The sequence below is a fragment of the Microterricola viridarii genome, from assembly GCF_001542775.1.
In the GTDB taxonomy this organism is placed as follows: Bacteria; Actinomycetota; Actinomycetes; order Actinomycetales; family Microbacteriaceae; genus Microterricola; species Microterricola viridarii_A.
On sequence record NZ_CP014145.1, the window covers coordinates 979,207 to 995,882 of the forward strand.

Annotated in this window: 16 protein-coding genes and 1 riboswitch; of the genes, 15 read left to right on the plus strand and 1 reads right to left on the minus strand. The window is 68.9% G+C overall.

From position 1 onward, the window contains the following. The first annotated feature begins 9 nt into the window (after window positions 1–9). The 12 genes from AWU67_RS04375 (at window position 10) to AWU67_RS04430 (ending at window position 13,379) form a co-directional block, all read left to right on the plus strand. Window positions 10–1,758: an alkaline phosphatase family protein gene (locus AWU67_RS04375; RefSeq protein WP_067226907.1), complete on the plus strand. Its 1,749-nt coding sequence runs from the start codon at window positions 10–12 to the stop codon at window positions 1,756–1,758. A 147-nt stretch (window positions 1,759–1,905) separates the two neighbouring features. After that, window positions 1,906–2,205 carry an Asp-tRNA(Asn)/Glu-tRNA(Gln) amidotransferase subunit GatC gene (gene gatC, locus AWU67_RS04380; protein WP_129586631.1) on the plus strand — a complete coding sequence of 100 codons (300 nt, stop codon included), beginning with the start codon at window positions 1,906–1,908 and terminating at the stop codon, window positions 2,203–2,205. Beyond that, on the plus strand, window positions 2,202–3,734 hold the full coding sequence (gene gatA / locus AWU67_RS04385) for an Asp-tRNA(Asn)/Glu-tRNA(Gln) amidotransferase subunit GatA (RefSeq protein WP_067226909.1): 1,533 nt from the start codon (window positions 2,202–2,204) through the stop codon (window positions 3,732–3,734). Before gatC ends, gatA begins: the two co-directional genes overlap by 4 nt. Then, a complete protein-coding gene (gene gatB / locus AWU67_RS04390; RefSeq protein ID WP_067226910.1) occupies window positions 3,734–5,248 on the plus strand; it encodes an Asp-tRNA(Asn)/Glu-tRNA(Gln) amidotransferase subunit GatB in 1,515 nt (504 codons plus the stop codon). The genes gatA and gatB overlap by 1 nt, the downstream gene beginning before the upstream one ends. Before the next feature lie 218 nt (window positions 5,249–5,466). After that, window positions 5,467–6,633, plus strand: coding sequence for an extracellular solute-binding protein (locus AWU67_RS04395; RefSeq protein ID WP_234407361.1), 1,167 nt, complete (start codon window positions 5,467–5,469; stop codon window positions 6,631–6,633). Window positions 6,634–6,803: 170 nt separating this feature from the next. Further along, window positions 6,804–7,385, plus strand: a complete 582-nt coding sequence (locus AWU67_RS04400) for a hypothetical protein (RefSeq protein WP_067226912.1) — start codon at window positions 6,804–6,806, stop codon at window positions 7,383–7,385. A gap of 158 nt (window positions 7,386–7,543) precedes the next feature. Beyond that, window positions 7,544–8,629, plus strand: coding sequence for an ABC transporter ATP-binding protein (locus tag AWU67_RS04405; protein WP_067226913.1), 1,086 nt, complete (start codon window positions 7,544–7,546; stop codon window positions 8,627–8,629). A gap of 122 nt (window positions 8,630–8,751) precedes the next feature. Then, entirely contained in the window at window positions 8,752–9,936 is a 1,185-nt protein-coding gene (locus AWU67_RS04410; protein WP_129586632.1) for an ABC transporter substrate-binding protein, read from the plus strand. A gap of 70 nt (window positions 9,937–10,006) precedes the next feature. Next, a complete protein-coding gene (locus AWU67_RS04415; protein WP_082716774.1) occupies window positions 10,007–10,924 on the plus strand; it encodes an ABC transporter permease in 918 nt (305 codons plus the stop codon). 8 nt (window positions 10,925–10,932) lie between these two features. Then, the gene (locus AWU67_RS04420) at window positions 10,933–11,733 is read left to right on the plus strand and encodes an ABC transporter permease (protein ID WP_067226914.1); all 801 of its coding nucleotides are present in this window, start codon (window positions 10,933–10,935) and stop codon (window positions 11,731–11,733) included. 60 nt (window positions 11,734–11,793) lie between these two features. Beyond that, window positions 11,794–13,026: a DNA polymerase IV gene (gene dinB / locus AWU67_RS04425; protein ID WP_335339032.1), complete on the plus strand. Its 1,233-nt coding sequence runs from the start codon at window positions 11,794–11,796 to the stop codon at window positions 13,024–13,026. Next, window positions 13,023–13,379 carry a spore germination protein GerW family protein gene (locus AWU67_RS04430; RefSeq protein ID WP_067226915.1) on the plus strand — a complete coding sequence of 119 codons (357 nt, stop codon included), beginning with the start codon at window positions 13,023–13,025 and terminating at the stop codon, window positions 13,377–13,379. Before dinB ends, AWU67_RS04430 begins: the two co-directional genes overlap by 4 nt. Before the next feature lie 7 nt (window positions 13,380–13,386). On the opposite strand, the gene AWU67_RS17300 is transcribed toward AWU67_RS04430, so the two are convergent. Then, the gene (locus AWU67_RS17300) at window positions 13,387–13,542 is read right to left on the minus strand and encodes a hypothetical protein (protein WP_160329716.1); all 156 of its coding nucleotides are present in this window, start codon (window positions 13,540–13,542) and stop codon (window positions 13,387–13,389) included. A gap of 49 nt (window positions 13,543–13,591) precedes the next feature. Then, window positions 13,592–13,701, plus strand: a riboswitch (TPP riboswitch). Between the two features lie 38 nt (window positions 13,702–13,739). Here AWU67_RS17300 and AWU67_RS04435 point away from each other — a divergent pair. The 3 genes from AWU67_RS04435 to AWU67_RS04445 are packed head-to-tail and all read left to right on the plus strand — an operon-like array spanning window position 13,740 to window position 16,658. Further along, on the plus strand, window positions 13,740–14,381 hold the full coding sequence (locus AWU67_RS04435) for an ECF transporter S component (protein WP_082716775.1): 642 nt from the start codon (window positions 13,740–13,742) through the stop codon (window positions 14,379–14,381). A gap of 22 nt (window positions 14,382–14,403) precedes the next feature. Continuing rightward, entirely contained in the window at window positions 14,404–15,879 is a 1,476-nt protein-coding gene (locus AWU67_RS04440; protein WP_425339194.1) for an ABC transporter ATP-binding protein, read from the plus strand. Continuing rightward, on the plus strand, window positions 15,876–16,658 hold the full coding sequence (locus AWU67_RS04445) for an energy-coupling factor transporter transmembrane component T family protein (RefSeq protein WP_067226916.1): 783 nt from the start codon (window positions 15,876–15,878) through the stop codon (window positions 16,656–16,658). Before AWU67_RS04440 ends, AWU67_RS04445 begins: the two co-directional genes overlap by 4 nt. Window positions 16,659–16,676 lie beyond the last annotated feature (18 nt).

Genomic DNA, 16,676 nt, shown 5'->3' on the forward strand with positions numbered 1-16,676 from the left:
CCTAGGCGCATGAGCAGCGCAGCCTCGAAACCGCCCGTACCCTCAGGCCCGTCGCGGCGGCGCTTCCTCCAGGCCGGCGGCATCGCGGCGGCCGGTTTCGCCGTCGGCGGCGCGGCAGGCGGAGCGGTCGGGGCAGCCATCGGGCACAGCCTCGGCGCCAGCGAGGACAGCGACGAGTTCACCCGGCTCGACGCCCGCAGCCAGCCCGGCTTCGACCACGTGGTCGTGGTGATGGGCGAGAACCGCTCCTTCGACAACCTCCTCGGTTTCCTCTACGACAAGGAGACCCTCCCGCAGGGGCAGAAGTTCGAGGGGCTCGCCTTCGGCGACTATGCCAATGCGGCGCCGGACGGCACGCGCATCCCCGCCCACGTATACACCGGCAGCACCGACGAGATCATGGGCTCGCCGTCCCCGGACCCCGGCGAAGAGTACCCCCACGTGAACACGCAGCTGTTCAACCGCATCGACCCGGCCGGCAACGCCGAGAAGCCCGTCGGTGAGATGACGGCGCCGTTCAACGCCCCGACGCTGCCCATCAAACCGGGCATGGACGGCTTCGTCACCGACTATGACGTGAACTTCCGCCGACTGCGGAAGGGCGCCGCCCCGTCATCCGCAGAGCTCGGCACGATCATGGGCTCCTTCTCCCCGCAGATGCTCCCCGTTCTCAGCACCCTCGCCCAGGGATTCGCCGTCTACGACAACTGGTTCTGCGCGGTGCCCTCGCAGACCTTCTGCAACCGCTCCTTCTTCCACGCCTCCACCTCGCACGGCTTCGTCACGAACATGGAGGGCGGCGGCTACAAGAAGTGGCTGGATGCCCCACCCGCCCCGACCGTCTTCAATCGGCTGCAGGATGCCGGCATCGACTGGCGCATCTACTTCGACGCCATGCAGATGGTCTCGTTCACCGGGGTGCTGCACGCGCCGGTGTTGCAGAAGTACTGGAAGACCGGGCACTTCGCGACGATGGAGGATTTCTACGCCGACGTGGCCGGCGGCACACTGCCCGCGTACAGCTTCATCGAACCGCGCATGGTCTACAACCACAACGACTTCCACCCGCCGTTCGGCACCCTGCGGGAGAGCGACGTCGACGGGCAGGACGTCTTCAGCAGCGCCGTCTCCGACGTGCGCGCCGGCGAGGCCCTGATCCACGACATCTACTCCGCCGTCCGCGGCAGCGCCAGCACGAGCGGCTCCAACGCGATGAACACCCTGCTGCTGATCACCTTCGACGAGCACGGCGGCACCTACGACCACGTGCCGCCGCCGTCCGCCGTCAAACCAGACGACAGCGGCGCGGGCGAGATGGGCTTCGAGTTCGATCGGCTCGGCTGCCGGGTGCCGGCCATCGCGATCTCCGCGTATACGCGGGCGGGAACCGTCATCTCGGACGAGATGCACCACGGCTCGCTCACCGCCACCCTCAACAGGGTGCACGGCCTGAAGCCGCTGACCGCCCGCGACGCCGGTGCGAACACGCTCTTCAGCGCCGTCAACTTGCAGACGCCGCGGCAGCCGGTGAACTGGCCGACCACCAGCCCGCAGTATGTGCCGCCGAACCCGCAGGCCGCGGCCCCCGCCCCGGGCGGCGCCGACGCCGAGAAGCCGCTCAGCCCCCCTGGGCGCGGGCTTCTCGGGCTGCTGATCGCCAAGTACGCGCCGCCTGGAACCCCGGTGCCCCAGAGCTACGGCGAGGCCTACGAGAACTTGGAGAAGTACGGCAACAGCTTGTTCGGCGTGCCCAAGTAAGATTGTCCGGAGAGCTCTCACCACTGAGCGAGCCCCACGAGCGAACGCCATGAGCGAAGCCCATGAACGAAGCTCACGAGCCAACCCCATGAACGAAGCCCATGAGCGAAGCCCATGAGCGAACCCACGATCGACACACGGAGACCCATGTCCGGAATCAGCGCAGAGCAGGTTGCACACCTCGCTCAGCTCGCCCGCATCGACCTGAGCCCAGAAGAGATTCTGAGCCTCACGACCGAACTCGACCAGATCGTTGACTCGGTCGCCAAGGTGACGGCCGTCGCCACGCCCGACGTCCCGGCGACGAGCCACCCCATCCCGCTGCAGAACGTGTTCCGCCCCGACGTGGTCGGCGAGACGCTCACCCTCGAGCAAGCGCTGCAGAACGCGCCAGACCACGACGGTTCGCGGTTCAAGGTTTCGGCAATCCTGGGAGAAGAGCAGTGAGCGACATCATTCGGCTGAGCGCCGCAGACCTCGGCGCGAAGATCGCCGCCGGTGAGGTGACCTCTGTTGAGGCCACGCAGGCCCACCTCGACCGCATCGAAGCGGTGGACGGCGCCGTCCACGCATTCCTGCACGTCGCCCCCGAGCTGGCCCTCGCGGCTGCCGCCCGGGTCGACGCCCAGCGCGCCGCCGGCGAGAAGCTCGGCCCGTTGGCCGGTGTGCCGATCGCCGTCAAGGACGTGCTCGTCACGAACGACATGCCATCCACCAGTGGATCGAAGATCCTCGAGGGCTACATGTCGCCCTTCGACGCCACCGTCGTCAAGAAGGTACGCGAAGCCGGCCTGATCCCGCTCGGCAAGACCAACATGGACGAGTTCGCCATGGGCTCCTCGACAGAGCACTCGGCATACGGCCCCACCCACAACCCGTGGGCGCTCGACCGCATCCCCGGTGGCTCCGGTGGTGGCTCCGCCGCTGCCGTCGCCGGCTACGAGGCGTCCATCGCCCTCGGCAGCGACACCGGCGGATCCATTCGCCAGCCCGCGCACGTCACCGGAACCGTCGGCGTCAAGCCCACCTACGGCGCGGTCAGCCGGTATGGCTCCATCGCGCTGGCCTCCTCGCTCGACCAGATCGGCCCGGTCAGCCGCACCGTCCTCGACTCGGCTCTGCTGCAGGACATCATTGGCGGCCACGACCCCTTCGACTCCACCTCGCTGCGCTCCGAGTGGCCGTCGATGGCGGATGCGGTGCGCAACGCCAACGTGCAGGGCCTCAAGATCGGCGTCGTCAAGCAGTTGCAGGGCGACGGCTTCCAGGCCGGCGTCATCAACCGCTTCAACGAGGCACTCGAGCTGCTCGTGGCGAACGGTGCAGAGATCGTCGAACTCGACGCCCCGAGCTTCGAGCACGCGATCGCCGCCTACTACCTGATCCTGCCCGCCGAGGCATCCAGCAACCTGGCCAAGTTTGACTCCGTGCGCTTCGGCCTGCGGGTGAACCCGAAGGGCGGCGGAACCGTCGAAGACGTGATGAGCGCCACCCGTGACGCCGGTTTCGGCCCGGAGGTCAAGCGCCGCATCATCCTCGGCACCTACGCGCTGAGCGCCGGCTACTACGACGCCTACTACGGCAGCGCCCAGAAGGTGCGCACGCTCGTGCAGCGCGACTTCGCCGCCGCGTTCAGCCAGGTCGACGTCATCGCCTCGCCCACCGCGCCGACCACGGCGTTCAAGCTCGGCGAGAAGCTCAACGACCCGCTGGCCATGTACCTCAACGACATCGCCACGATCCCGGCCAACCTGGCCGGCATCCCCGGTATCACGCTGCCAGCGGGTCTGGCCGATGAAGACGGACTGCCCGTCGGCATCCAGTTCCTCGCCCCCGCCCACGAGGACGCCCGTCTCTACAACGTCAGTGGCGCACTCGAGCAGCTGCTCGTCTCGCAGTGGGGTGGCCACCTCTTGGACCAGGCCCCCGACCTGCTCGAACTGATTAAGGCTGCGGCCGAGGAAGGTGCCCGCTAATGGCCCGCGCAGAACTGATGGACTTCGACAAGGCCCTGGAGCTCTTCGAGCCGGTCATGGGTTTCGAGGTCCACGTCGAGCTCAACACCAAGACCAAGATGTTCTCGGCCGCCCCGAACGTGTTCGGTGCCGAGCCGAACACGAACCTGACCCCGCTCTGCCTCGGCCTGCCGGGCACGCTGCCGGTCGTCAACGAGCAGGCCGTGCGCTACTCGATCAGCCTGGGCCTCGCGCTCGGCTGCTCGATCGCCGAGTCGAGCAGCTTCGCCCGCAAGAACTACTTCTATCCGGACACCCCCAAGAACTACCAGATCTCGCAGTTCGACGAGCCGATCGCGTTCGAGGGTTCCGTGCAGATCGAACTCGCCGACGGCACGCTCATCGACATCCCCGTCGAGCGCGCGCACATGGAGGAGGACGCCGGCAAGCTCACCCACGTTGGTGGCTCCAGCGGACGCATCCAGGGTGCGGACTACTCGCTGGTCGACTACAACCGCGCCGGCGTTCCGCTGGTCGAGATCGTCACGAAGCCGATCTATGGCGGCGAGCACCGTTCGCCCGAGATCGCCAAGGCCTACGTCTCGGCGATCCGTGACATCGTCGTGTCGCTCGGCATCTCCGACGCCAAGATGGAGCGCGGCAACCTGCGCTGCGATGCCAACGTGTCGCTGCGCCCCCGCGTTGCTGAGGGCGTCGAGACGCCCCCCCTCGGAACCCGCACCGAGACCAAGAACGTGAACTCGCTGCGTTCGGTCGAGCGCGCCGTGCGCTACGAGATCCAGCGTCAGGCCGCCATCCTCGCCAAGGGTGGCAGCATCACGCAGGAGACGCGCCACTGGCATGAGGACACCGGTGAGACCAGCGCCGGCCGCCCCAAGAGCGACGCCGACGACTACCGCTACTTCCCCGAGCCCGACCTGCTGCCCGTCGTGCCCTCGGCCGAGCTGATCGAGGAGCTGCGCGCGGCCCTGCCCGAGCAGCCCGCCGTGCGACGCCGCCGCCTGAAGGCCGAGTGGGGCTTCACCGACCTGGAGTTCCAGGACATCCAGAACTCTGGCCTGCTGACCGAGGTGTCTGAGACCGTGGCCGCCGGGGCCAGCCCCGCCGCCGCACGCAAGTGGTGGACCGGCGAGATCGCCCGTCTGGCGAACGCGGCCGAGGCCGACGCCGCCAGCCTGATCTCTGCCGCGGATGTCGCCGCGTTGGCCGGTCTCGTCGAGGCCGGCACCCTGACCGACCGCCTGGCCCGCCAGGTGCTCGAGGGTGTCATCGCCGGCGAAGGCACCCCGCAGCAGGTCGTCGACGCCCGCGGCCTCGCCGTGGTCTCCGACGACGGCGCCCTGATCGCCGCGATCGACGAGGCCCTGGCCGCCCAGCCGGACGTGCTCGAGAAGATCCGCGACGGCAAGGTGCAGGCAGCCGGCGCCGTCATCGGTGCCGTCATGAAGGCCATGAAGGGCCAGGCGGACGCCGCCCGCGTGCGCGAGCTCGTGTTGGAGCGCGCCAGCGCCTAACACCCTTCACTGCTCGAGCCAGCTCCGGCTGCCTGAGACTGTCGAAACCCCGGCCCCCACGCTCGTGCACACGAGCGTGGGGGCCGTTTCGCTGCACTCGGCTCACCGCGCGCCCCGCAGGGCGATACGCTGAGGATTCCTCGGCCCAGGCTCCTCGGCCCAGGCTCATCGGGGCGTGCGTTTCGGCGTAGTGGATGGAGACTGCAATGAATCACGCCGTGCCACCAGTGAAACGCCGAGTGGCGCTTGCCCTGCTCACCGTCGCCGCGCTCTCACTCGCCGCCTGCGGCACTGGCGGTGGAAAGTCCGGCGGTGACGCCGCCACTGGTCTCGGTGAGAAGGAGGGGACCATCTCGATCCTGGCCTGGCCCGGCTACGTCGAGGACGGCAGCAACCAGCCGGACGTCGACTGGGTCAGCCCCTTCGAGAAGGACACCGGCTGCACGGTGACCAGCAAGATATACAGCACCCCCGACCAGGGGTTCAACCTGATGAAGTCGGGCGAGTACGACGTGATCGCCGCCTCCGGCGACGCCGCGGCGCGCCTCATCGAGGCCGGCGTCGTTGCCCCCGTGAACACCGATCTGATCCCCAACTATGCGGGCATTTACGACTTCCTCACCATGCAGTCCTGGAACAGCGTCGACGGTGTCTCCTACGGTGTACCGCACGGTTACGGGGCCAACTTGTTGATGTACAACACCGAGGTCGTCTCACCGGCACCCACCTCCTGGGGTGTCGTCTTCGATGAGAGCGGCGCCTACCACGGCAGGGTCACCGCCTACGATTCGCCGATCTACATCGCGGATGCCGCCGTCTACCTGATGGCTCATCGACCCGAGCTCGGCATTCGGAACCCGTACGCGCTCGACACCGAGCAATTGGCGGCGGCTGCCGCGCTGCTCAGGGAACAGCGCACAAACATTGGGGAGTATTGGTCCAACTACCGCACGACGATCCAGGCGTTCGAGTCCGGTGACTCGGTTGTCGGCACCACCTGGCAGTTGATCGCGAACGGGCTGGCCGACGGCGTCCCGACCGCGGTGACGATGCCATCCGAGGGTGTCACAGGCCGGTCGGACACCTGGATGATCGGCTCGGGAGCGAAGAGCCCGAACTGCGCATACGCCTGGCTCAACTACATCGCCAGCCCGGAGGTCAACGGACAGGCGACGGGCTACGTCGGCGAGGCGCCCTCCAGCCAGGCCGCCTGCGAGTTCCGCTCGGCGGGCTCGTGCGAGGCCTACCATGCCGGCGACGCCGACTACGCGTCGACGATCTGGTTCTGGTCCAATCCGGTCGCAGACTGCCTCGACGGGCGTACGGACGTGCCCTGTACCGACTACGCGGCTTGGACGACCGCATGGCAGCAGATCACGGGGTGAGGCACGGTCGCACGGTCGCCGGGCGGCCACCGAGCCAGCTCCAGCTGCATCCGCAACTCTCACGGTTCCTCTTCAGCCAACCGATGGCCTGAGCACATAGGGTGAGCGCACCGACAGAACACCACTGGCGTACAGCCACTGACGCAACAGGGGAGGGCATCGTGGGAATCATGGACTGGCTTTTCGGCTCGCAGACTCAATCCGATGAGCAACGCCGGGCCGCGATCCCGCGCGAAAGGCACCCCGACGAGGTCGCGATCGAGCGCTACCGCTATCTGCTGCGCACCGCGCCGCCTGAGACGATCGAGCAGGCGCACGCCGCGGCCTTCGCCCAGCTCAACCCAGAGCAGCGCGCGCTGGTCTTCCAGGAGCTGAGCTCCGGGGCTGGCCAGCAGGAGCAGCCGCGCGCCGACGACCCGCGCTCGCTCGCCCAGGCGGCAACGCGGCGGGAGCTGCAGGCGCCGGGAACCCTGGAACGCTCCTTCTCGCCGCAACGCAACGGCGGGATGAGCGCGGGCGGCATGCTGGGCAGCTCGATGCTTGGCAGCATCGCCGGCGTCGTGATCGGCTCGGCCATCGCGCAGTCCTTCCTGCCAGACAGCCTGAGCGAGGTGGGCGCGGATGCCGGGACCGACGGCGACCCAGGGGCAGTCGGTACAGAGGCAGCCAGCACAGAGGCTGGCGGATTCGGCGGCGATGGCTTCAGTGCGGACAGCTTCGGCGGAGACAGCTTCGGCGACTTCGGCTTCTGACCGGCCGCGCCGAAGTTGTGACTGGACCGTAACATCGCGCCCCCACGGGCGGCATCCGTGACCCTAAGATTCTCTCCATAGCGGCATTCTGAGCATTCCTCGAATCGGGCCCCCGGATCGGGCGTCTCGGCGCAGCCGCCCTGCGAGAGGGAGCGAGAGTGTCCACAGCAGCGCCGGCCATTCGTCTCACCGGGTTGACGAAGACGTTCGGCGCGGTGAACGCCGTCGACGGCGTTGACCTGGACATCGCGGCGGGGGAGTTCTTCTCGATGCTCGGGCCGTCCGGCTCCGGCAAGACCACGGTGCTGCGCCTGATCGCCGGATTCGAGCTGCCCAGCGCGGGCACGATCGAGCTGTTCGGGCACGACGTCACCGGCACGGCGCCGTTTGACCGCGACGTGAACACCGTGTTCCAGGACTACGCGCTGTTCCCGCACATGAGCGTGCTCGACAACGTGGCGTACGGGCTGCGTGTGCGCGGCGTCGGCCGGTCCGAGCGCCGGGAGCGGGCCAGGGCTGCCCTGGAGAAGGTGCGGCTGGGCAGCTTCGGTGACCGCCGGCCGGCCCAACTCTCCGGCGGGCAGCGGCAACGCGTCGCGCTGGCCAGGGCCACCGTCGTCGAACCGAAGGCGCTGCTGCTCGACGAGCCGCTGGGTGCCCTCGACCTCAAACTGCGCGAGCAGATGCAGGTCGAGCTCAAAGAGATCCAGCGTGAGCTCGGCATCACCTTCGTCTTCGTCACCCACGACCAGGAAGAGGCGCTCACGCTGAGCGACCGCATCGCCGTGTTCAGCGACGGCAAGATCGAGCAGCTCGGCACCCCGACCGAGATCTATGAGCAGCCGAGATCGCCGTTCGTCGCCGGGTTCGTCGGCACATCCAACATCTTCGATGACGCCGCCTCGCACAGCCTGCTCGGGCGCGGTGGCACCCACTCGCTGCGGCCAGAGAAGCTCTCGCTCACGGCGGGGGAGCAATCGGCACCCGCAGTCGGCGACGCCGGCGCGGGGGAGCGGCGCGCACACGGCACGGTCGCCGAGCTCGTCTATGTCGGCAGCAGCACCCGCATCCTCATCGACCTGGATGCCGGCCAGCGCGTCGTCGTGGTGGAACAGAACGACCGCCACCGCGGGACCACCGAGCAACGCGGGCGACGGGTCACCGTCGCCTGGCGCGACAGCGACCTGGTTGCCCTGCCCGATCGCAGCCACGCGCCGGACACGCCGGTGCCCGGCATCCCCTGAGCCGGCACCCACCAACCCAGATCGCACGACCCCACGACGCACAAAACCAGAACGTACAGAACCAGAACGCACAGAACCAGAACGCACAGAACCAGAACGCACAGAATCGGATGGAGACTGCAATGAAGCGCACCATGCCACCCACACGGCGCCACGTAGCGCTCGCCCTACTCGCCGCCACCACGCTCGCCGCACTCACCGCGTGCGGCACCAGCGGGGCAAGCTCCGGCGGCGCAAAGGCCGCGTCGACACTCGGCCCGAACGAGGGCACCGTCTCGATCCTGGCCTGGCCGGGCTACGTCGAAGACGGCAGCAACGACCCGGCCGTCGACTGGGTGACCCCCTTCGAGAACGACACGGGCTGTCAGGTCACCAGCAAGACCTACGGCACCTCCGACGAGGGCTTCAGCCTGATGAAGACCGGTGACTACGATGTCATCGCGGCCTCGGGTGACGCCTCGCTGCGCCTCGTCGCGGCCGACCTCGTCGCCCCCGTGAACACCGACCTGATCCCCAACTACGCGGGCGTCTACGACTTCCTCAAGATGCAGTCGTGGAACAGCGTCAACGGAGTCTCCTATGGGGTCCCACACGGGTACGGTGCCAACCTGCTGATGTACAACACCGATGTCGTCTCGCCGGCGCCCACCTCCTGGGACGTCGTCTTCGACAAGGGCAGCGCCTACAAGGGCAAGATCACCGCGTACGACTCGCCGATCTACATCGCGGATGCCGCCATGTACCTGATGACGCATCAGCCCGACCTCAAGATCACGAACCCCTACGCGCTCGACGAGCAGCAGCTGGCCGCCGCCGTCACCCTGCTCACCGAGCAGCGCGCCAACATCGGCGAGTACTGGTCCGACTACCTCAAGACGATCCAGTCCTTCGAGTCGGGAGACACCGTCGTCGGCACCACCTGGCAGGTGATCGCGAACTCGCTCACCGCGGGCACGCCGACCGCGGTGACCGTGCCATCAGAGGGGGTGACCGGGTGGTCTGACACCTGGATGATCGCGTCCAAGGCGAAGAGCCCGAACTGCGCGTACGCCTGGCTGAACTACATCGCCAGCCCCGAGGCGAACGCGCAGGCCACGGAGTACTTCGGCGAGGCGCCATCCAACCAGGCCGCCTGCGAGTTCCGCTCGGCGGGGTCCTGCGAGGCCTACCATGCCGGCGACGCCGACTACGCGTCGAAGATCTGGTACTGGTCGACGCCGATCGCCGAGTGCCTGGACGGCCGCACCGACGTGAAGTGCACCGACTATGCGGCCTGGACGACGGCGTGGCAGCAGATCAAGGGATGAGCCTGGCGCGCGCGGTGGCCGGCCGCCGCGCGCATCCCGATCCCGCCCCGTTCCCAGCGAGAGCAGCCCGATGAGCGACACAGCGGCCCCGGCCCAACAGCGGGTGCCCGCGCCGCGGCAGAGCCTGGCGCGGCGCGGCTCCGCGTTCTTCAGCGCGCACCCCCGGCTGCGGCTGGGCTTCCTCATCTCGGCCCCGCTGCTCTGGCTGGGGATCGTCTACGTCGTGGCGCTGGCCGCGCTGCTGGTGACGGCATTCTGGAGCGTCGACAGCTTCACCGGCGAGATCTCGCAGACGTGGACATTCGACAACATCGTGACCGTGCTCACCGGCTCGCTGTACCAGACCGTCACGGTGCGCACCGTGGGCGTCGCGCTGCTGGTGACCGTGATCGACGTGCTCATCGCCCTGCCGATCGCCTTCTTCATGGCCAAGGTGGCCGGGTCCCGGATGCAGCGTGTGCTCGTCATCGCCGTGCTCATGCCGCTCTGGGCCAGCTATCTGGTCAAGGCCTATGCCTGGCGCTCCGTGCTCTCCCAGGACGGCATCCTGCAATGGCTGCTCACCCCCTTCGGTGGCAGCACTCCCGGCTACGGGCTGACGGCCACCGTCATCACGCTGAGCTATCTGTGGCTGCCCTACGTCATCCTGCCCATCTATGCGGGGCTCGAGCGGGTGCCCGACGCGCTGCTCGAGGCATCCGGAGACCTCGGTGGCAAGACCTGGACCACGCTGCGCCTGGTCACACTGCCGCTGATCTGGCCGGCGATCATCGCCGGCTCGATCTTCAGCTTCTCGCTCTCGCTCGGTGACTACCTGACGGTGAACATCGTCGGCGGAGCGAACCAGATGCTCGGAAACCTCGTCTACACCAACGTCGGTGCGGCGAACAATTTGCCGCTGGCTGCCGCCATCGCGCTCATTCCGATCGCCATCATCTTCGGCTATCTGGCCCTCGTGCGGCGCACGGGCGCCCTCGACAACCTCTAGGAGCCCGGATGAGACTCAGCCGCCTCTCCCGCAGCGTTCTCGGTGTGATCACCGTGCTCATCCTGGCCGTGATCTACCTGCCGCTCGGGGTCGTCTTCATCAACTCTTTCAGTACGAGCCAGAGCCTGAGCTGGCCGCCGCCCGGGTTCACGCTGGAATGGTGGGGCAAAGCGTTCCAGAGCGCAGGAGCCCTCGACGCGGTACTCACCAGCCTGCAGCTGGCCGTGGTCGCCACGGTGGTCTCCCTCGTGCTGGGCACGCTGATCTCGCTCGCGCTGCAGCGGTTCGAGTTCTTCGGCCGAGACGCGGTGAGCCTGCTCGTCATCCTGCCGATCGCGCTGCCCGGCATCATCACGGGCATCGCCCTGAACAACTTCTTCCGCACCATCCTCGGCGTGCCGCTCTCCATCTGGACCGTTGTCATCGCTCACGCCACGTTCTGCATCGTCACGGTCTTCAACAACGTGATCGCGCGCCTGCGCCGGCTCGGCACCAACTTCGAGGACGCCTCGGCCGACCTCGGGGCTGGCATCTGGACCACGTTCCGGCTCGTCACGTTCCCGCAGCTGCGGTCCGCACTCTTCGCCGGCGGCCTGCTGGCGTTCGCGTTGAGCTTCGACGAGATCATCGTCACAACCTTCACGGCCGGCTCCGGGGTGACCACCCTGCCCATCTTCATCCTGAACAACATGTTCCGGCCCAACCAGGCCCCCATCGTCAGCGTCATCGCCGTGGTGCTGGTGCTCGTGTCGATCGTGCCCATCTACATCGCCCAACGGATCGCGGGGGCGGAGCGGACGGAGCGCTGAGCGCCGGATGCCGGTGCGGCTGTCGGGCGGGGTGTCAGCCGCCGGCGGTACGCTCACAGGGTGAGTAAGCAAGACGGTTCGACGCGCCAGGTGAGTGCTGCCGACGCCGACGACTCGCGCACCCCGTTCCTGCACGTCGACCTCGACGCGTTTTTCGCCTCCGTCGAGCTCCTCGACAATCCGGCCCTCGCGGGCAAGCCCGTCGTCGTCGGCGGGCTCGGCCCGCGCTCGGTGGTGTCCGCAGCCAACTACGAGGCCCGCCGCTACGGGGTGAACTCGGCGATGCCGATGTCGCTCGCCCTGCGCCGCTGCCCGAACGCCGTCGTCGTGCCAGTCCGGATGGCGCGCTACGCGGAGCTGTCCCGGCAGGTGATGGCGATCTTCGACGACATGACGCCGCTGGTGGAGCGACTCGGCATCGACGAGGCCTTCCTCGACGTCTCCGGCGCCGTCAAGCTGCTCGGCTCGCCGCGCACCATCGCCCAACTGCTCCGCGCCCGGGTGCTCGCCGAGACCGGGCTCACCTGCTCGGTGGGCGTGGCCTCGACCAAGTTCGTCGCCAAGCTGGCGTCGGGCCGTTCAAAGCCCAATGGCCTGCTGGTCGTGCCCGCCGACGAGACGCTGGAGTTCCTGCATCCGCTGCCCATCAGCGCGCTCTGGGGCGTCGGCCCGGCCACCGAGGTGCAGCTGAAACGGCTGGGCCTGAACCGGGTCGTCGACGTCGCCCAGACACCCCTCGACGTGCTGCAGGGGGCGCTCGGCCCCGCGCTGGCGCTCAAGCTGCACAGCCTCGCCAACGGCATCGACCCGCGCAGCATCAGCACAGAGCGCGAGGAGAAGAGTGTCGGGCACGAGACCACCTTCAGTTACGACGTGACCGACGTGCACGAGATTCGGCGTGCCCTGCTGCGGCAGTCGGATGACGTCGCCGCCCGCCTCCGCGGCGCCGGGCTCGTGGCCAGGACCGTCGTGCTGAAGCTGCGCTACAGCGATTTCAGTACCGTAACCAAGTCGCGCACCCTCGCCGAGCCGAGCAACGTCGGCCGCCGCATCTACGAGGAAGCCCTCTCGGCCTTCGACGCGCTCGGAGCGGCAGGCAAGCGGGTGCGGCTGATCGGCGTGCGTGCTGAGCAGCTGGGCACGGGCGGGGGAGCCTCGGGCTGTGGGACCCGGACGAGGAATGGCGAGAGGCGGAGCTGGCCGTCGACGAGGTCACCGCCCGCTTCGGCAAGGGCATGCTGCGCCCGGCCGCTCTGGTCAAGCCGCCCTCTGCGGGGTAGCGTAGCCGCATGAGCAATATTGCTGTGCAACTTGCCGAATCTGTTCGCAATGCCGGTGCCTCCACGGTGTACGGCGACCCCGTCGAGGTCGACGGCCAGGAGATGGTGCCGGTCGCACTGGCGTGGTACGGCTTCGGTGGCGGCGGCGGTGAGATGCAGTCGAAGAATGCGGTCGCGCCCGGGGCCGGGGACGAAGCCGGTGGTGGCGGTGGCGGCGGCGTCTCGATCCCGATAGGGGCCTACATCAAGCGCGACGGCGTGCTTCGCTTCGAGCCGAACGTGATCGCCCTACTGGCGGTTGCGACACCATTCGTCGGGGTCCTCGGCTGGGCAGTGTCGCGCTTCATCAAGGTTCTCAAGCACTAGTCGCTGGCTAGCGGCGGCGCCAGAGCGCCCGCAGCTGTCGGAGCCTGTCCGAGAGCGGCACACTCACCGGCAGGCCGGCCGCGAGCCTGCGACGCCGGCGCAGCGACAGCCAGATCAGCACGAGCATCAGCCCCGCCAGCGGCAGCAGAATCAGAATGCCCATGCCCTCGATGCTACCGGCGCTGCCAGCCGCCCCAGGTCGGGCTATACTCGGTGACGAACACGGGAGTCCGGTGAGCCGGGCTGAGAGGAAGCTGATCAAGCTTCGACCGTCGAACCTGATCTGGATCATGCCAGCGCAGGGAGGCCAAACAATCTCATACCCGTGCCCTCTTTTCACTCAACGAAAGGGCACGAACAGTGCATGCAACACTCGCACCACAGAACACCTCCTCTTCACACGGCACCACGTTTGCGGGCATCGCCCGCTGGCGCGTCGTTGATATCGTCGTCGCCAGTGTGCTCGGCGTCGCCGCCGGCGTCGTCTTCTGGGCCTGGGGCCTCGCCTGGGAGACGGTGAGCTCCCCGCTGAAGGCCGCGCTGCCCGGCGTGCAGGCCGGGCTGGCCGCCGTCTGGCTGTTCGCCGGCGTGCTCGGTGGCCTCGTCATCCGCAAGCCCGGCGCGGCCATCTACACCTCGACTCTCGCGGCCGTTGTCTCCGCTCTCGTCGGAACTCAGTGGGGCGGTTTCCTCACGATCGAGGCCGGCCTGGTGCAGGGCCTCGGCGCCGAGCTCGTCTTCCTGCTCTTCCTCTACCGCCGTTGGAACCTGCCCGTCGCTATCCTCGCGGGCGCGGCGGCCGGCCTCGGCATGGCGATCAACGACCTGCTGCTCTGGTACCCGGGCGCGGCTACCGAGTTCACGGTGATCTACACGGTGTCCGCACTCATCGGCGGCGCCATCATCGCCGGTGCGCTGTCCTGGTTCGCCGTGCGCGGGCTGGCCGCCACCGGCGCGCTCAGCCGCTTCGCCTCCGGCCGCCAGGCCCGGATCGCCGCGTAAGGCGCACGGAGCGGGACGAGTGATGGCAATGCAGCAGGGTGCGGCGCGCGTCGACGTACAGGGCTGGGGCTGGCGGCACGCCGGCCGCAGCTCGTGGGCGGTGGCCGACGCGGAGTTCACGATCGAGCCGGGGGAGCGGGTGCTGCTGCTCGGCGCGTCCGGCGCCGGAAAGTCGACCCTGTTGCACGGCCTCGCCGGGGTTCTCGGTGGCGATGAGGAGGGCGAACACCGCGGCTCCCTGCTGATCGATGGGATGCCGGCTGCCTCCGCCCGCGGCCGCAGCGGGCTCGTGCTGCAAGACCCCGATTCGCAGGTGATCCTCGCCCGGGTCGGCGACGACGTCGCCTTCGGCTGTGAGAACCTCGGGCTGCCGCGCGAAGAAATCTGGCGGCGCGTCGGCGAGGCGCTGGACGCCGTGGGGCTGGACGTGCCGCTGGAGCGCAGCACCTCAGCGCTCTCCGGCGGGCAGAAACAGCGCCTGGCACTGGCCGGCGTGCTCGCGATGCGCCCCGGGCTGCTCCTGCTCGACGAGCCGACGGCGAATCTCGACCCGGCCGGCGTCGCGGAGGTGCAGCAGGCGGTCGCCCGCGTGCTGCAGGACCGTGCTGCCACTCTCGTCGTCGTCGAGCACCGGGTCGACGTCTGGCTGCCTCTCGTCGACCGTGTCATCGTTCTCGCTGCGGGCGGCGGCGTGTTGGCCGACGGCGAACCGCAGCAGGTGCTCAACGAGCAGGGGGCAGTCCTCGCGGCGGCCGGCGTCTGGGTGCCGGGGCACCCGCCCGCCATCCCGGAGCGGAACCGCGTCGCCCACGCCGAGCCGCTGCTCCAGGCGCGCGAGCTGGCTGTGGCGCGGGTGCCACGGCATCCGGTCGCCAGCGGCATTGACCTCGAGCTGCGGGCGGGCCGCGCCCTCGCCCTGACCGGGCCGAATGGGGCGGGCAAATCGACCCTCGCCCTCACCCTGGCCGGATTGCTGTCGCCTGCTGGCGGCACACTGCACGCGCACGACGGTCTCGCTGCGGGTGCCGGAACTTCGCCGATCCGCTGGAAGTCCCGGCAGCTGCTCGGCCGCATCGGCACCGTCTTCCAGGACCCTGAACACCAGTTCCTGACCGCCCGGGTGCGCGACGAGCTCGCCGTCGGCCCGAAGGCCCTCGGTCGGAGCGCCAGCGAGACCGCCGCCGTCACCGACGAGCTGCTGCAGCGGTTGCGCCTCGGCCACCTTGTGGACGCGAACCCGTTCACCCTCTCCGGCGGTGAGAAGCGCCGGCTCTCTGTGGCCACGGTGCTGGCCGCCCGGCCGCGCCTGCTGGTGCTGGACGAGCCCACCTTCGGCCAGGATGCCCGCACCTGGGCCGAGCTGCTGGCCCTGTTGGCCGGGCTCGTCGACGAGGGGCACGCCATCGTCGCGGTCACCCACGACGCCGCCTTCGTGCGGGCCCTCGCCGACGAGGAGTACGCACTCGCTCCTGCTGCCGAACAGGTGGTGCCTCGATGAGCGTGCTCGCCCCGGTGGCCACCGGCAGCGCGCTCGGTCGGCTGAATCCCGTCGCCAAGATCGCCGCGACCATCCCGATCACCCTCGCTCTGGTGCTCACCCTCGACTGGGTGTCGGCCACCGTCGCCCTGCTGCTCGAGCTCCTGCTGCTCAGCATCGGCGGCCTCGGCCGCGTCGTGTTCAGCGCGCGCACACTGCCGGTCTGGCTGGCCGCGCCGCTCACCGGCTTCAGCATGGTGCTCTATGGCCAGGCGTCCGGGGAGACGTATCTGCAGTTCTGGCTGATCCACGTGACGGAGGGCTCCATTGCGATCGGCATCGCCACTTGCATGCGCGTGCTTGCCATCGCGCTGCCCGCCGTCGTGCTGTTCGTCACGATCGACCCCACCGAGCTGGCCGACGGGTTGGCCCAGGTGGCGAAGCTGCCCAGCCGGTTCGTGCTCGGTGCCCTCGCCGCGCTGCGCCTGGTCGGCCTGTTCATCGACGATTGGCGCAGCCTGCAGCTGGCCAGGCGTGCCCGCGGGGTGGCCGATCGTGGCCTGCTGCGGCGCCTGCTCGGGCAGGCGTTCGCCCTGCTGGTGCTCTCAATCCGGCGCGGCAGCAAACTGGCCACCGCCATGGAGGCCCGCGGTTTCGGCGGCCACACCCGGCGCAGCTGGGCCCGCCCGTCTGAGTTCGGCGGTGCCGAATGGGTTGCCGTCGCGCTCGGCTGCGCAGTCGCAGCCGCCGCGGTCGGCGTGGCCGTCGCAACCGAGAGCTGGAACTTTGTCCTCAGCTGACCGATCGCCCGCTGGGCC

Excerpts from the sequence above, each read along its gene's own strand:
- AWU67_RS04445 (WP_067226916.1), top strand. The coding sequence starts at position 15,876 with ATGAGCGTGCTCGCCCCGGTGGCCACCGGCAGCGCGCTCGGTCGGCTG.
- AWU67_RS04410 (WP_129586632.1), top strand. The coding sequence starts at position 8,752 with ATGAAGCGCACCATGCCACCCACACGGCGCCACGTAGCGCTCGCCCTA.
- AWU67_RS04375 (WP_067226907.1), top strand. The coding sequence starts at position 10 with ATGAGCAGCGCAGCCTCGAAACCGCCCGTACCCTCAGGCCCGTCGCGG.
- AWU67_RS04400 (WP_067226912.1), top strand. The coding sequence starts at position 6,804 with ATGGACTGGCTTTTCGGCTCGCAGACTCAATCCGATGAGCAACGCCGG.
- gatC (WP_129586631.1), top strand. The coding sequence starts at position 1,906 with ATGTCCGGAATCAGCGCAGAGCAGGTTGCACACCTCGCTCAGCTCGCC.
- AWU67_RS04415 (WP_082716774.1), top strand. The coding sequence starts at position 10,007 with ATGAGCGACACAGCGGCCCCGGCCCAACAGCGGGTGCCCGCGCCGCGG.
- gatB (WP_067226910.1), top strand. The coding sequence starts at position 3,734 with ATGGCCCGCGCAGAACTGATGGACTTCGACAAGGCCCTGGAGCTCTTC.
- AWU67_RS04440 (WP_425339194.1), top strand. The coding sequence starts at position 14,404 with ATGGCAATGCAGCAGGGTGCGGCGCGCGTCGACGTACAGGGCTGGGGC.
- AWU67_RS04430 (WP_067226915.1), top strand. The coding sequence starts at position 13,023 with ATGAGCAATATTGCTGTGCAACTTGCCGAATCTGTTCGCAATGCCGGT.
- AWU67_RS17300 (WP_160329716.1), bottom strand. The coding sequence starts at position 13,542 with ATGGGCATTCTGATTCTGCTGCCGCTGGCGGGGCTGATGCTCGTGCTG.
- AWU67_RS04420 (WP_067226914.1), top strand. The coding sequence starts at position 10,933 with ATGAGACTCAGCCGCCTCTCCCGCAGCGTTCTCGGTGTGATCACCGTG.